13 protein-coding genes are annotated in these 15,755 nt (G+C 38.2%); 4 read left to right on the top strand and 9 right to left on the bottom strand.

All coding sequences use genetic code 11. From position 1 onward, the window contains the following. Positions 1–47: 47 nt before the first annotated feature. Both C9E89_RS11000 and C9E89_RS10995 read left to right on the top strand, forming a co-directional pair. Complete coding sequence (locus tag C9E89_RS11000) at positions 48–1,469, top strand: FAD-dependent oxidoreductase (RefSeq protein WP_107008400.1); 1,422 nt, start codon at positions 48–50, stop codon at positions 1,467–1,469. A gap of 293 nt (positions 1,470–1,762) precedes the next feature. Then, positions 1,763–2,653 (top strand): metal-dependent hydrolase, encoded by an 891-nt coding sequence (locus C9E89_RS10995; protein ID WP_107008399.1) that lies wholly within the window; start codon positions 1,763–1,765, stop codon positions 2,651–2,653. Between the two features lie 164 nt (positions 2,654–2,817). On the opposite strand, the gene C9E89_RS10990 is transcribed toward C9E89_RS10995, so the two are convergent. The 9 genes from C9E89_RS10990 to C9E89_RS10950 all read right to left on the bottom strand — a co-directional run bounded on the left by C9E89_RS10990 (position 2,818) and on the right by C9E89_RS10950 (position 13,002). Then, positions 2,818–3,201 carry a Na+/H+ antiporter subunit G gene (locus tag C9E89_RS10990; RefSeq protein ID WP_107008428.1) on the bottom strand — a complete coding sequence of 128 codons (384 nt, stop codon included), beginning with the start codon at positions 3,199–3,201 and terminating at the stop codon, positions 2,818–2,820. Positions 3,202–3,222: 21 nt separating this feature from the next. Continuing rightward, on the bottom strand, positions 3,223–3,498 hold the full coding sequence (locus C9E89_RS10985; RefSeq protein WP_107008398.1) for a monovalent cation/H+ antiporter subunit F: 276 nt from the start codon (positions 3,496–3,498) through the stop codon (positions 3,223–3,225). Beyond that, a complete protein-coding gene (locus tag C9E89_RS10980; RefSeq protein ID WP_107008397.1) occupies positions 3,495–4,019 on the bottom strand; it encodes a Na+/H+ antiporter subunit E in 525 nt (174 codons plus the stop codon). Before C9E89_RS10980 ends, C9E89_RS10985 begins: the two co-directional genes overlap by 4 nt. Continuing rightward, positions 4,020–5,825, bottom strand: coding sequence for a monovalent cation/H+ antiporter subunit D (locus C9E89_RS10975; RefSeq protein ID WP_107008396.1), 1,806 nt, complete (start codon positions 5,823–5,825; stop codon positions 4,020–4,022). Beyond that, complete coding sequence (locus C9E89_RS10970) at positions 5,822–6,187, bottom strand: Na+/H+ antiporter subunit C (protein WP_107008395.1); 366 nt, start codon at positions 6,185–6,187, stop codon at positions 5,822–5,824. The genes C9E89_RS10975 and C9E89_RS10970 overlap by 4 nt, the downstream gene beginning before the upstream one ends. A gap of 3 nt (positions 6,188–6,190) precedes the next feature. Beyond that, the gene (locus tag C9E89_RS10965; RefSeq protein ID WP_107008394.1) at positions 6,191–9,028 is read right to left on the bottom strand and encodes a monovalent cation/H+ antiporter subunit A; all 2,838 of its coding nucleotides are present in this window, start codon (positions 9,026–9,028) and stop codon (positions 6,191–6,193) included. Positions 9,029–9,422: 394 nt separating this feature from the next. Further along, positions 9,423–10,796: an ATP-binding protein gene (locus C9E89_RS10960; RefSeq protein WP_107008393.1), complete on the bottom strand. Its 1,374-nt coding sequence runs from the start codon at positions 10,794–10,796 to the stop codon at positions 9,423–9,425. A gap of 36 nt (positions 10,797–10,832) precedes the next feature. Beyond that, positions 10,833–12,326, bottom strand: coding sequence for a UvrD-helicase domain-containing protein (locus tag C9E89_RS10955; RefSeq protein WP_107008392.1), 1,494 nt, complete (start codon positions 12,324–12,326; stop codon positions 10,833–10,835). A 187-nt stretch (positions 12,327–12,513) separates the two neighbouring features. After that, positions 12,514–13,002, bottom strand: a complete 489-nt coding sequence (locus tag C9E89_RS10950) for a DUF4442 domain-containing protein (protein WP_171405120.1) — start codon at positions 13,000–13,002, stop codon at positions 12,514–12,516. 117 nt (positions 13,003–13,119) lie between these two features. Here C9E89_RS10950 and C9E89_RS10945 point away from each other — a divergent pair, with 117 nt between their 5' ends. Then, on the top strand, positions 13,120–13,986 hold the full coding sequence (locus C9E89_RS10945; protein ID WP_107008391.1) for an alpha/beta fold hydrolase: 867 nt from the start codon (positions 13,120–13,122) through the stop codon (positions 13,984–13,986). 129 nt (positions 13,987–14,115) lie between these two features. Beyond that, positions 14,116–15,531: a Na+/H+ antiporter family protein gene (locus tag C9E89_RS10940; RefSeq protein WP_107008390.1), complete on the top strand. Its 1,416-nt coding sequence runs from the start codon at positions 14,116–14,118 to the stop codon at positions 15,529–15,531. The last annotated feature ends 224 nt before the right edge of the window (positions 15,532–15,755 follow it).

Here is a 15,755-nt window from a genome sequence, read left to right as displayed (position 1 = left end):
CAAGTGAACGTATAGAAGTGATCCACGTCCAACCCACGGAGATTGACATGGCAGAACGCCTCAATAATGACTTTCAGTTTCTGGATGTAGCACGCCAAGATCCAGAGAAAAAAGATATTAATGTCCGCAAAGCAGAGTTTGTGGAAATTTATAAACCTTATACAGCAGAAGTGGCAGCCAATCAGACCCACCGTTGTTTAGGTTGCGGTAATCCTTATTGTGAATGGAAATGTCCAGTCCATAACTACATTCCGAACTGGTTAAAATTGATTGCGGAAGGTCGCATTTTCCAGGCGGCTGAACTGTGTCATCAGACCAACACTTTGCCTGAAGTCTGTGGTCGTGTATGCCCACAAGACCGTTTGTGTGAAGGGGCATGTACCCTGAATGATGGTTTTGGTGCAGTGACTATTGGTAATGCTGAAAAATACATTAACGATACAGCATTTGCTTTAGGCTGGCGTCCAGACATGTCGTCTGTGAAATGGACAGACAAAAAAGTGGCGATCATTGGTGCAGGCCCTGCGGGCTTGGGTTGTGCAGACATCCTTGTGCGTAATGGTGTAAAACCAGTTGTATTTGATAAGCGTCCTGAAATTGGCGGTTTGCTGACTTTTGGTATTCCAGAATTCAAAATGGAAAAAGATGTGATGAAACGTCGCCGTGAAATTTTCACAGGCATGGGCGTGGAATTCCGTTTAAATACTGACATTGGTACAGATGTCACCATTGACCAACTTCTTGCAGACTATGATGCTGTGTTCATGGGCATGGGAACTTATACCTACATGAAAGGTGGTTTCGCAGGTGAAGATCTGGATGGTGTGGTCGATGCACTCGATTTCCTAATTGCCAATGTCAACCGTACGCAAGGTTGGGAAAAAGATCCATCTGAATACATCAGTGTAGAAGGCAAAAAAGTCATCGTACTTGGTGGTGGTGATACTGCGATGGACTGTAACCGTACGTCTATTCGTCAGGGTGCAAAGTCTGTGACTTGTGCATACCGTCGTGACGAAGAAAACATGCCGGGTTCACGTCGTGAAGTGAAAAATGCCCGTGAAGAAGGCGTGGAGTTCCAGTTTAACCGTCAGCCGATTGAAATTGTCGGTGAAAATGGCAAAGTGACTGGTGTTAAGTTTGTAACGACTCAACTTGGGCAACCTGACAGTCGTGGTCGTCGCAGCCCTGAACCTGTACCAGGTTCTGAGGAAATTTTACCAGCCGATTCAGTATTGCTTGCGTTTGGTTTCCGTACTTCTCCTGCGGACTGGTTTGCATCATCAAATATCAATCTTGATGGTTCTGGTCGTGTGATTGCGGCTGAGCAACAACAATATAAATTCCAGACATCCAACCCGAGAATCTTTGCGGGTGGCGATATGGTGCGTGGCTCTGACTTGGTTGTAACTGCAATCTGGGAAGGTCGTCAGGCAGCAGAAGGTATTTTGGATTACCTTGACGTTTGATTGGACGATAACGTTTAAATTCCAAAGACCCATTTCCAGAACCCGCAGCAATGCGGGTTTTGTTTTTACGATGAAAGGTAAATCAAGAATGTAAGATTTTATATTTTTATTTTTTTAAGTAAATATTGATTATTCAATATTTTATGTTTGATTTCTGGTTTTATATTTTGTTAGTTATTGGCTTAAATGACATGATTATCTTTTTTGTCAATTGTGTGATCATTTTGGCAATATACAAATAAGTTTGATCTGTCACTATAGGATCAAATTCCAACAAATGTAGGATTATCCCTATGACAGTTGCTCAGGTTGCGAAAGAAAAATCATATTTAAATCGTCCTAAAGCGATTGGTATTAAAGTGCGTAAGCCAAGCTTTAATCCGAAAAATATTCGTCGACATTTTTTTGCGAATTCTCCTGTAATGTCGCATTTATTGACAGCACTTTCATCAACTTTTCCAATTGGTGAACAGTTTTTTGTGCATAGTGTACGTAATGTTCGTGACAAAATTACGGATGAGAAGTTACAGGCTCAGATTGCGGCTTTTATTGGTCAGGAAGCGATGCACTCTAAGGCACATGCAGATTTTAATGATGCATGGCGTCGTGATGATTATAATCTAGATAGCTTTCAAGCTTGGTTAGGACGTCGTGATGCATTTATTAAAAGTGTGCATCCAAAATTACAATTGGCAGTCACGGCTGCATTTGAGCATTTTACAGCATTGCTTGGTGGCTATATTTTACGTCATCCTGAAGTGTTACAAACCTTAGATGACGATGCGATTAAGCTTTGGGTTTGGCATGCGATTGAAGAAATTGAACATCGCGCTGTGGCTTTTGATGTATATCAAGCGATTTATCATGATGATAAAGTGCGCCGTTCAGTCATGCGTAATGTGACAACTGGTTTTGCAAGTTTGACGTTTTATTCTGCAACACGTTTGTTTATGCAGGATTGGAAGAAAAGCTTACCAAAAGTACCTCAGAATCTTTTTGGAATGTATATGATTTCCAAGATGTTGATTTCATTGATTCCTGAATATTTGTCATATTACAAAGCAGATTTTCACCCTGATGAAATTGATTATTCAAAAATCGTGGCATATTGGAAAGAAAAACTGGCAGATGATTATGGGATGGAGAGCTTCCAAGAAGATGTACATCCACCTTTGTATAGCTAAATAAAATTTTATAAAAACCAATGTTCAGCATTGGTTTTTTTATCTTTGAAAATGCTGATCACGTTATCGTCTTTCTTTATAAAGCCAGATTTAAGTATTTAAAATTAACTTTTATAAAATGAGCATTTACAGATTGAAAATGCTCATTGATTTGAATGACGTGTTTAGATCTCGTCATCTTCAAATTGTTTGATTTTACGCTGACGTTGCCATGGTAATGGTCGATCTAAAGCTTCGGGTACATCTCCTGAGGTTGAGCGTAAACGTAAATGGATGGCTGCTTGTGCAATTAAATTTGCAGATACAGGTGCTGTGATAAATGCAAATAGCGTAATGAGTAGCTCAGCAAAACCAAAACGTCCTTGAAATGCAGCATAAATCATTGCCGCTAATAATACGCTACCTAAGCCTAAGGTACTGGATTTGGTGGGTGCATGTAAACGCATGAATAAATCGGGCAATTTAACCATGCCGATTCCACCAACCAATAAGAAAAATGCGCCAATAATCAAAAAGAACGAAACAATAACTTCCATGATCAGTTGCATATTTGTTTCCATATCGTGCTCCTAATCAATGACATGACCAATGGTAAAATAACGTGCTAAAGCGGCAGTTGAAACAAAGCCAAGCATAGCGACTAATAATGCACCTTCAAATAGATTGGTACTTGCCCAATAAATACTGAGTAAAATGACTAAACAAGTTGCATTTAAGAACAAAGTATCTAAAGCCAATAGACGGTCAACAATAGAAGGTCCAATAATTAAACGGTATAAACATAAGAACATTGAGATGGTCAGCGCCACTAAAAAAATTCCCAATGCATATTGCAAAATAATCATTGATCATCTCCTTGAGTGGCATTAAAAATGGCAATTAAAGGCATTTCATAACGGCTTTTGATCTCTTGAACTTCTGCTTCTGGGTCATCCGAACTGAGAGAATGAACCAAAATATCCCCTCGTTCTTGGTCAATTCCTGCGGTCACTGTACCGGGTGTTGTGGTAATGATCATTGCCAATAATGTATTCACATGCTCATGATCGGTATCCAAAGGTACACGATACCATTTGGGTTTTAGGTTTTTGGTTGGACCTAAAACTTGCTTAGCTACGCGAATATTGGAAAGAATAATATCCCAGAGCACGACAAAAAATAACTTGAATGCCAAAGCCCAATGAATATTTGGCGTACGTACAATAAAAGGTTGTATCAGCTTAGGAATGATTAAACCCAATAAGACAGCACAAAAAATATCAAAAGGATCAAAACTATGCCCCAACATGAGCCAACTTACAGCCACCACTAAAGAAACAAATGGATGGGGTAAACAGCGGTCAAGGAATGAAATATTTTTTTTCATTTATTGCTCCATAGGCTGTAATTTAGTGTCATCAAGCGGGGTTAACTCATGTTCCTGATGTTGAATTTGTCGTTGCTTATATTCAGAAATATGATCACCTTTTAGTGTATTTGGCGAAATAATATAAGGAATAAAATGCGCATTTGCATCTGGGTTTTCACCACCATATTTTGTTTCAGGTAGGTAGTTTGGATCAAAAGGTTGTACGCTAATATACTCTTGGTCACGATCTGTTTTTAAAATCGTTTCTTGATATAAGTCAGCATCTTTGAGCTGTTTTGCTGTCAGTTCTAAATAATGAACAATGGGTTGAGCGCAAATTACATAGAATATCAAACCCGTTAATAACAGATAAATGGTTTTATCATTACGAGCAGGGGCTTGATGAGGTAATTTTTGATATGCAGCAAAAGCTTCTTCTTTTGGATTATCTTCAGGCGTCGTTGCACGCCAAAACAGTACAAAACCTGCACGTGTAAATGCAATAATGCTCAACAAACTGACCAATAAAACAATCACAATAATCCATATTTGATATGGAGAATCTGCTGTCGCTTGTAAAATCAGAACTTTACCTAAGAAGCCACTGAAGGGGGGTAAACCCGCCATCATCAAAGCGATGATAAAAAATGTGATTGCAACAACTTTGTCTTGTTTCATTTTAGGTGCAATTTTGAGATGGTCTTTAAATTGCCCACGTTGTGACGTAATCCAACCACACAATAAATAAAATGAGGCAGCAATGATGGTACTGTGTACCATATAATATAGACCTGCCATCCATGCAGCTTCATTGAGCAATGAAACAGCAATCAAAATGGTGCCTACAGAAGACAAAATCATAAAGCCAACAAAACGTCTTAAACGTTCTGCACCAAGCGCTGCAATTGCACCATATAGCGAAGTCACTAGTCCGATCGGTAATAGCCAATTGCTAAAAATCTGTTGTCCCCATTCATCATGAAAGACTGTTCCATTGACTCTTAAAATGGCATAAATACCCACTTTGGTCATGATGGTAAACAGTGCTGCAATCGGAGTCGCAGCAACTGCATAGGTTTTCGGTAGCCAAAACCCTACAGGCAGCATAGCTGCTTTAATACCAAAAACAACAAAGAGTAATAACCCACCTGCAACGGCTAAAGTATGTTGATCATTTTCTAAAGTCGGGATGATTCGAGCAACATCCGTCATATTTAGACTACCAACACTGCCGTAGATCATGCCTAAACCAATGAGGAAGAGTGCAGAAGCCAGTAAGTTGATGGTGACATAGTGAACACCAAGTTGAAAACGAGCTTTACCTTGCCCATGTAATAACAATACATAGGATGCCATCAGCAAAATTTCAAAAAATACGAACAGGTTAAATAAGTCACCTGTTAAAAATGCACCACAAATTCCCATTAACAACAAATGAGAAATTGCATGGAAATAACGTCCACGTGCATCCCATTCTTTACTTGCGAACCAAATTAAAGGCGTTGCAAGCGCATAAGTCAAAACCAGCATTAATGCAGATAAGCGGTCTAAAACCAGTACAATACCAAATGGAGCAGACCATTCACTGAGTTCATAAACAAAGATTTGACCTGTATTTGCTTGATATAAATAGTAAATTGCTGTTGCAAAACCTAAAATAGCCGAAGTTAAACTGATACTACGACGCCAAGGTTGTCGCCAGTCACTTGCCAGTGAACCAGAACCAGGATTACCCAATAAAATCAGCAAAAAACCTGTGAAAGCAGGAATAAGAATGCTGAAAATAGGCATATGTTGAAGCCAAAAATCAAGGAAGTTCATTATGGCGCATCCTCACGTGAGTCAAAGTTGCTCGGCTCATCTTTGGCATCCACATGATCTGTTCCTGATTCATAACGGCTACGTAAAGCAAGTTGTACAATATAGGCAGTAGTTGCAAAGCCAATCACAATCGCAGTCAATACTAAAGCTTGAGGCAATGGATCGGTAATTTTAGCCGCATTGGTTAAAATAGCAGGTGAATTGGTCTGAATACGCCCCATAGCAAATAGAAATAAATTAACGGCATAACCAATCATGGCTAGACCTAAAACGACAGGGAAAGTACGGGCACGTAGTAATAAATAAATTCCTGTTGCAACCAATAGACCAATTGCAGAGGCAAGTAAAAATTCTAAACTGATCATAAGTTACTCCTTAGGTACAGGGCCTGACATACTCGAATGTCGAGAGTCGCCAAGAACAGAAATGAGCAACATGGTTGCACCAACAACAGTAATATATACCCCTAAGTCAAAAGCTGCGGCTGAAGCGAGATGAAAGGTACCAAAAATACTGGTCTCAGCATAAATATGAGCACTCGTTAAAAATGGTCTTCCCCATAACCAAGCAGCAAGACCTGTTATTCCTGCAATGACTAAACCAGAACCAATCCAAATTTCATATAAACGACCTGATTTAGCACGTAAAAGTTGTTCCGCTTTATCTTGCCCCAAACCAATATATTGAATCACCAATGCCATTGAGGTAATTAAACCTGCAATAAATCCGCCACCGGGTAGATTGTGTCCACGTAAGAAAATATAAAGACTAACAACTAAAGCTAATGGTAGAACCCATGAAGCAGTCATACGAAACATTAATGGAGAGGGATTAAAACGGAAAGTTAAGCCTTGGGTCATGGTTGTGCCATGCGCACGCATCCCATCCATAAGGCAGAGTGCCCCAATCGCTGCAATTCCTAAAACTGTAATCTCACCGAAAGTATCAAAACCACGGAAATCCACCAAGATCACATTGACAATATTAGAGCCACCGCCTAAAGGCATAGACTGCTGTGCAAAGAACCATGAAATTGAATTATGATCACGTGTCAAAATAAGCCAAGCAATCCAACCGATACCTAAACCGCCACCTATTGCTAAAACTGCATCACGCCAACGTCGGGTACGACTAGATTCATACGGTGTAAGCTGTGGTAATAACGACAAACTCATTAATAATAAAACAGTGGTGACCACATCGACTGTGATTTGGGTTAATGCCAAATCTGGTGCGGACATGGTGACAAATACCATCGTCACCACTAAACCAACAGCACCACTGATAAGCACTGCTTTAATACGCTCATGATGGAACCAGAGCATCATCCAACAACCAGAGAATAAAACCATCCATAAGACAATTGCGATGATGGGTGCTTTGGTCAGTTCGCGTGTGCCTGTCGCTAAACCCTGATTAAACATAGGCGTTGCGACTAAAACGACACTAAAGGCGATGATCCAAAAGAGATAAGTTTGTAATGAGCCTGTTTCTGTTTTTTGTTTAATTTTACGTGCGTAGAGCAACAAATATTTAAGGAAATTTTCAAATAACACATAGCCCTGAAAAGGTCCAAGTTTTGGATCTAAATCTATGTCTCGAATACGACTGCCTTTGGCTAAAGCAAAGTAAAAAATGATACCACCCACTAAAGCAATCGCACTCATGAGTAATGGCAAGTTAAAACCATGCCAAATTGCTAAATGTACACCTTCAAATTGATGGAGTTGTGTACTGGCACGTGTGCCCATATTGACAATATTTTCAACCAGTAGCGCAGGCATTAGACCAACGGCGATACATAAAACAGCCAATAAAATTGCTGGTGCACGCATACCTATCGGTGGTTCATGGGCGTCTTTATTTGGAACATTTTTGCCTAAACCACCATCAAAAAATACACCGTGAACCAAACGTGTTGAATAAGCGACAGCAAATAAGCCTGCTAAAGTGGCGATAATGGCAGCAAGGACGACATATCCACCTGATAAATTTGCCAACAGTTCCGTAAAGAACATTTCTTTAGATAAGAAACCATTGGTCAGTGGAACACCTGCCATAGAGGCAGCAGTGATCATGGTCAAAGTGCCTGTAAAGGGTAGTAATTGCCAAATCCCACTGAGCTTTCTTAAATCACGTGTTCCTGTTTCATGGTCAATAATTCCTGCAATCATAAATAATGCAGCTTTAAATGTCGCATGATTGATAATGTGAAAAATTGCAGCAGCAACAGCCAGTGGTGAGCCGATCCCTAGCAAACAAACAATGAGTCCTAAATGACTAATCGTCGAGTAGGCTAATAGACCTTTTAAATCTTCTTTAAAAATGGCAAAAAATGCAGCCATACATAGCGTGAAAAGACCAACAGTCGTCACGATATTATGAAAAAGTGCTGAGCCAACAAAAATAGGCAATAGACGCGCCAGTAAGAAAATACCCGCTTTCACCATCGTGGCTGAATGCAGATAAGCAGAGACTGGTGTTGGTGCAGCCATTGCATTTGGTAACCAAAAATGAAAAGGAAACTGCGCACTTTTGGTAAAAGCACCCAATAAAATGAGTAATAAAATAGGGACAAAAAGATGACTATTTTGAATCGTCTCTGACATCGTTAAAATTTGATCAATTTGATAAGTCTGTGTCACTTGACCGAGCAACACAAAACCACCCAGCATGGCTAAACCGCCCATGCCTGTAATGGTTAAAGCCATACGTGAACCACGTTGTGCCGCATCATAATTGCTCCAATATCCAACCAAGAGAAAGGAAGAAATACTGGTTAATTCCCAAAAAACTAACAAAATAATTAAGTTGTTGGAAAGAGAGATTCCAAGCATTGCTGCCATAAACAGCATCAGTAAAACATACAACTTACTTAAAGAATTTTTGGGGCTTAAATAAAAGTAAGCATAAATAAAAATGAGCGTGCCAATGCCTGTGATTAGCAACGAAAAAATTAAACCCAATGCATCTAAGCGAAAGCTTAAATCAATTCCCACTTGAGGAAGCCATTGCCATGATTCGGAAATGACTTGACCTTGAAACACTTGCGGTGCTTGTGAAAGTAACAAGCCTAAACTTGCTGAACTGATGCCAATCGCACCGAATGCAGTTGCCCCACGAGAAAACTGCTTCAGCCACGAGACAAGGGTTGTGCCTAGAATTAACGGTAGCAATATAATAATCGGTAGCACACGTGTATCCATTGTCTTGAATAGGTCGAGAACCTATGATGAATTTATCTTTCAAGCATTTGAGGACAGCAAAGAACCATCCAACGACTTAAATCTTGAAAGCCGAAAAAATCGTAAGAAAACAAGTTGTGTTGCGCAACCTGAGAAACTTAATGTAAAAATAAAGCCGAGCTTTACACTAAGAAATAAATGATATTTTATACTATTACATGAATAAAATAACATCAAACCTTTTTTTGCGCAGACGAGAATATTGTACGCCTTAGGATGATGATTAAAAGTTACAAGGCTTTTATTTCGGTTAAGTGAACGAATAAAAAACAAAAATATAACGAAATATATAAGAATAATTTAGCTGAAAAATTATGAGCCTAATCAAGTATAAAATTTGTACTTCATCATCATGTTAAGATAAAAACGTTTGTGATGAACGGTCATCATCAATATGTAACAAAGTACGAAGTTGCTGTTGTTCTTGTTCCGACATATTTTGAAACTGAGCAAAAAGTTGCTCTACCGTTGGGTTTGACTCTGTTGCGACTTCATTTGATGAAAGCTCTGTTTCTACATGTTGTAGACGTTCATAGAGTTTTGCTAAATCATTTTGATATTCATTGATTTTGATTTCCTGAATTTTTTGATTTTTTAATTCAAAACATTGGAACTGATGTGCAGATTCTAAAATAGAGCTATGCAAACTGCTGCTAATGATTTGAATTTGTGGAAAAGCTTGATGTAAACGCAGCAAAATATTTGAAGCAGAAGTTTCATCTAAATCAACATCAATATGATCAATCAGTAAAATACCATCACCTTCTAGACAAGGATACAAACTCAGAGGATTCAGTAAACATAAACGGCGAACAAGATCGCCAACTAAGGCAATCCAATTTTTTATACTATTGGAAAGTTGCTGATAACATTGCGTTGTGCCTTGGTAAGTCACCATAAGTTGTAATTTAGGCTTATATTCAATAAAAATATCATCAAGTTCTGGTAAAACAATTTTCAAACTATTTTTAAGTGCTTGTAAACTTGGTGTCTGTAAATGACTACGTGCTTGAAATAAAGCATTTTGCAGATTTTGTGTATCATTTTGAGCTGAATTGTTGAGTGAAGTTTCATTTAAAATTTGTTGGAATAGTTGTGCAGATTGAGCATTTTCAATATCACTAATTTCTCGAAACCATTCAAAAAAACGAGCAAAAGTAGTAAAAGGAATCGCTGTTAACTCATAGGCTGCTGATGTTTGCATGACCGCAGGATTGTTTTTACTGAGTAAATTAACTTCATTAATAAAACGTTCAGCAGGATAATAAGCAATCAGAGGTAAACCTTGTAAAGGGTCTTGTTGAATTGCTTTTGTATATAAAGCCGCAAGCTGCTCTAATTCAGCCATTTCTGTACGGCTGATCCCGACACCATTGGCATTTAATGTTTTATACAGTTGCCATGAACAGATAGATAAATCCTGTGAATGAGAGTGACTATTTTCAGCTAATGTACCGAGTTCATTAGGTATTTTAATTGCAATATCAACTTTTGCTTGTACTCGATTTTGCATAATATCTTGATCTAACATGACGACACCCGCAGTACGTAAGTCTTTAAAACGTGCTGAGAACCATGTCAGAGCTTGATACAAGTTTTTTAAAATTGCAGTTTTGCCTGAAGATTGCTGACCCACAATAATAGCAACAGGATATTGTGTTGGATTTAATTCTAGTTTTAGATCAGTAAAATGAAAAACATGACGCAAATGGATAGAGAGAATTTTCATACTATACCTGCAAAATATAAATAAAAGTTTAGAGCTTTATGCAGTGATTTGAGCTTTTAAAGGAGTTTTGATTTTTAACTGTTGAATAAGATCATAAATATGATGGATATTAAGACTTAATTTTGCACGTGTACAAGCAACGTAAAGTAGCCTTAGTTCTTCATCGCTGATTTTATGTTCTAATCCATTGATTTTAAATTGATAGTCATCTTCTATGTGTACCCGATTCCATTCTAAACCTTTGGCTTTATGTGCTGTAGAAATGACATAATCAGCTTGCTCTATTGGGGTGATTTTGGCAAGTGCTTTTTTGAGAGGTTCTGTACCATGATCATCTACAAGTTTGACTAAGGGCTTGATATCACTACCATCATTTGTTTCACAATATTCATGTACGTCATGCCATGAGTTGAACCATGCAAGTTCTGGTACATCTACAACACGTTTACCTTGTTTGAGTAGACTTGCTGCATCGACAAAACGATTTAATTTGGCATGATCGGCTTGTAAACTGACTTTATCGCCTTGTACCAAACCAGACAATAAAAGCTCCATAGCACGGGCGTTGGTACGGCATAAAATTGCATCGCGCATTTTAGTATGGGGTTTATTGACCACACTTGAGCGCATTTCAGGATTGCCTAATAAAGGAACGGTTTCATTTAAGGCTCCCAATAAACTATTGGCAACTTCTGCAATGGACTCACCAAAACGAAATGAAGTCGTTAAACGTGACTCAGGTAAAGGCATTTGCTGCATTGCATTGACTGCACCACGCCATGCATAAATCTGTTGATGTGCATCGCCTACATAAATCACTTGCGTACTGCGTTGTCGTAATAAAATACCCAGCATAAGTGGATCAGCATCTTGTGCTTCATCAAACAAAACATAATCTGCAGGAATAATAGGGCTCGACAATGCCCATAACTTTAAATAAATATCGTGCCCAATACCTGCCTGATGACTTTGATCAATCGATTCTAACCAACGACGTTCTACAGCAGGATAAAGATGTTTTTGCAAACTTTCTATATCATCAGGATGTAACCAACTCGGTGCTTGGATGTGACGAGGAGCAGGGTATTGTGAGCTGGTTGAGCAAAAATAACTCACCGCATTTGCCACCAAACTGGCTAAGCGGCTTGGCATGAGTGCATAGCGTTCATAACGTCCACCCATTAAACGTCGTAACGTAATAGGTTCGAGACGATACTCTTTTGCAATAAAACTTGGACTTAAACGTGGTAGACGTAATTTATCAGTAATACCTCGTGGCACACTGCGAAAAGCCAAGGAATGAAATGTACGACAGTCAACATTGCGATGAAATTTATGTTGAGCTTCGGTTGCGATTGCTTTATTAAAAGCTAAATACATGCCACGGCGTTGTGGCATTGCATCACTGATTAATTTCAGTGTTGTTGTTTTTCCTGTGCCCGCATAGGCAATGACTTTAAATGATTGCCCCTTTTGTGCCTCTGCAATAGCAAAATTTTGTTCTGAAGTAGCTTTAAAAATATCGGACACAGTATTGAAAAGTCTTTAAAAGAGAGAAAATGAGATATGCCATCATAGCAAAAAACAACCAAGTGTGAGGTTTAAATTTTCCAATGATGGGAAATGATCTTTTTAAAATGCTGAGGTGAAGAAGAGTAAAGTCTAAATATATTGATGAATAACAAATATTTGAAATTCATTTCGGATTTTTAACAAATTAACGTTTAAATGGACGTGGTTTTTTCCGACGAATATAAACTGTTTTATGTACTTCGGCGATTCGTGAACCAGAACCATCAAAAATATTGAGAATATAATTACGATGTACAGGCGTATAATTTTCTGCCAAATTTTTGACATGTTCAATTTCACTCGGATCTAAACGAATATCAGCATAAACCGTATCTCGCCCGGGAAGTAAAAAATGAATGGTGGCAGATTTATCCCACACGATATAACGGTCACCTAAATGATGCATTAAAATCAGCATATAAAAAGGGTCGACCATTGAATATAAACTACCTCCAAAATGTGTACCCACGACATTTTGATTTTTATAAGTGAGTGGCATTTTTACACGAATATGGTAGTTTTTAAGATCCAAAATTTCTATTTCAATACCTGCGCCTTTATAAGGTGAATAATGGTTAAGTAAAAATTTTGAAATTAAGGGGATTGTCTGTAGTTTCTTGATCAGGCTAATCATGGTCAATTCTAATTCACATATTTTAGATCATAATAAATAAACGATTGTGATGTGGCATTGATCGAAATGCCCAAGACCGCCATTGCGTAGTCAATGTGAAAATAAAAAGGTATTTAAATGCAAGCACAAACTCATTGGATTTCGACACAAGACCAACAAAAACTTTATGCAAAAACATGGGGTAAGCCTGAAAACCCTGCTTTAGTTTTGGTACATGGCTATCCTGATAATCAGGAAGTATGGGAGCCAATTATTGAACAATTAATAACAGATTTTTACATTGTAACCTACGATGTACGTGGCGCAGGTCAGTCTTCTGTGGCAAAACGTATTCGTGATTATGCATTACCGCGCTTATCTTTAGATTTAGAATGTGTTGTGAATGCTTTACTCGAAGATCGTAATTTTCATTTAGCTGCGCATGATTGGGGTTCAATTCAAACTTGGGAATCTGTGACTGAAGCAAAATTTAAAGGTCGTATTTTATCTTATACAACAATTTCAGGTCCATGTTTAGATCATGCTGCATTTTGGATGCGTGACCAATTTAAACATGAAAAATCTAAATTTTTTAAACAGTTATTTAAATCTTGGTATATCGTTGCATTCCAACTACCAGTGCTTGCGCCAACCGTTTGGCATTTTTTCAATCCTGAACGTTGGGGCGTCGTTTTAAGCCAACTGGAAAAAACCAAAGGTCTACCACTGAATTCAAATATTTCAAAAGATGGTGAACATGGTATAGCACTATATCGTGCTAACTTTGCACCAAGATTACTTAAACCACGTCAACGTCATGCAGTATGTCCTGTGCAAGCGGTTGTCTTAAAACGCGATAAGTTTGTTAGCCCAGAATTGATTGATGAAATGCCAAAATGGGTAGAGAAGTTTGAACGTGTCGAGGTAGATGCAAATCATTGGGCTGTCTTAAGTCGTCCACAAGAAATCGCTCAATATATCCGTAACTTTGCCAACAAAAATTAATATAAATCGCTGAGTCATCTGGCACATCATGAGAAAATGGATGGGCTAGATGACCTTATTGACTAAATTAGCCTCTCACTAAGTTGAATCTGTTAAAATAGCGTCTTCGCAAATTCTGAATTTTTCTCCATGAATGCTGTCGTTATCGCGATTGCCGTGATGTTTATCTTATCACTGGCACGAGTTTCTGTTGTTTTGACATTGGTCATTTCAGCAATTGTGGGTGGTTTGGTGGCAGGTTTAAGTTTAAAAGACACTGTAGAAGCCTTTAATGCAGGTTTAGGTGATGGTGCAGAAGTCGCACTTGCTTATGCTGTTTTAGGTGCTTTTGCTTTGGCTTTATCTAAATCTGGTTTACCTGATTTACTTGCTCATAAATTGATTGGACTACTTGGCGGTGAAGCTACACATAGCCAAGCACGTAAAGTAAAATATCTTTTATTGTTTATTTTATTGATTTCTGCGATTTTTTCGCAAAATTTAATCCCTGTACACATTGCCTTTATTCCAGTCTTAGTTCCGCCACTGTTAAAAGTCATGAATCACCTAAAACTTGATCGTCGTGCAGCAGCATGTGTATTAGCATTAGGCTTGGTCGGGACTTATACATTTTTACCTGTAGGTTTTGGTGCGATTTTTCTTGAACAAATTTTAATGGGAAATATCAACAAAATTGGAGCTGCCTATAATCTACATGTAGAGCGTTGGATGATGCCAGCAGGTATGGCGATTCCATTATCAGGCATGGTATTGGGTACATTGGTTGCGATCTTTATTAGTTATCGTAAACCGCGTGAATATGTTGATCATAAAGTGGCAACAGTACAAACCATAGACCTAGATAAACCGCTTCGTGCTGTGAACCCAGATCAGTTAAAAAATGATGGCTTAGAACTTGAACAAGAGGCAAAAGACACGCCAATCGTTGAACGAAAAACGATTTTTATGGCAGTTTTAGCAATTGGTTTGACTTTGGCTGCGCAAATCTATTCGGGTTCAATGATTTTAGGTGGATTGGTCGGTTTTGCTGTGCTTTCAGCATCTGGTATTTTTAAATGGCAAGATGCTGATGATGTCTTTGTACAGGGGATGCGTATGATGGCATTGGTTGGCTTCATTATGATTTCTGCCGCAGGCTTTGCCTCTGTTATGACGCATACAGGCGATATTAATAGTTTAGTCAATGGTGTTGTACATATCATTGGTGATAATCGTGCTTTAGCCGCATTTTTAATGCTCTTCATTGGTTTATTTGTGACCATTGGGATTGGTTCATCTTTCTCTAGTGTGCCTGTGCTTGCTGTTATTTATGTACCACTTTGTGTGCAATTTGGTTTTTCACCACTGGCAACCGTTGCTTTAATTGGAACCGCGGCTGCATTAGGTGATGCAGGTTCTCCAGCATCAGATTCGACCTTAGGTCCTACAGCAGGTTTAGGTGTAGATGGTCAACATGATCATATTTGGGATACGGTTGTTCCAACCTTTATTCACTTTAATATTCCATTAATGATTTTTGGTTGGATCGCTGCAATGGTATTATAAAGTTTTAAATAAAACGTTATTATGCAATAAAAATGATATTCATTATCATATTCTTGATAATCAATATAATGACCAACCAAGTTGAGATTAAAACCAACTTGGTTGATATGGATTAAATAAATATTTATATTTTTCAATATATTAAAAATAACATTACAAAATATTTAAAAATGAGACTTGCATCAAATTTAATTGATGTGTTTAATAATTAATATAATTATTTT

It is taken from the genome of Acinetobacter sichuanensis (assembly GCF_003024515.2).
Taxonomy (GTDB): domain Bacteria; phylum Pseudomonadota; class Gammaproteobacteria; order Pseudomonadales; family Moraxellaceae; genus Acinetobacter; species Acinetobacter sichuanensis.
Note: the sequence above shows the minus strand (reverse complement) of the source record. Positions and strands in the feature narration are given on the sequence as shown.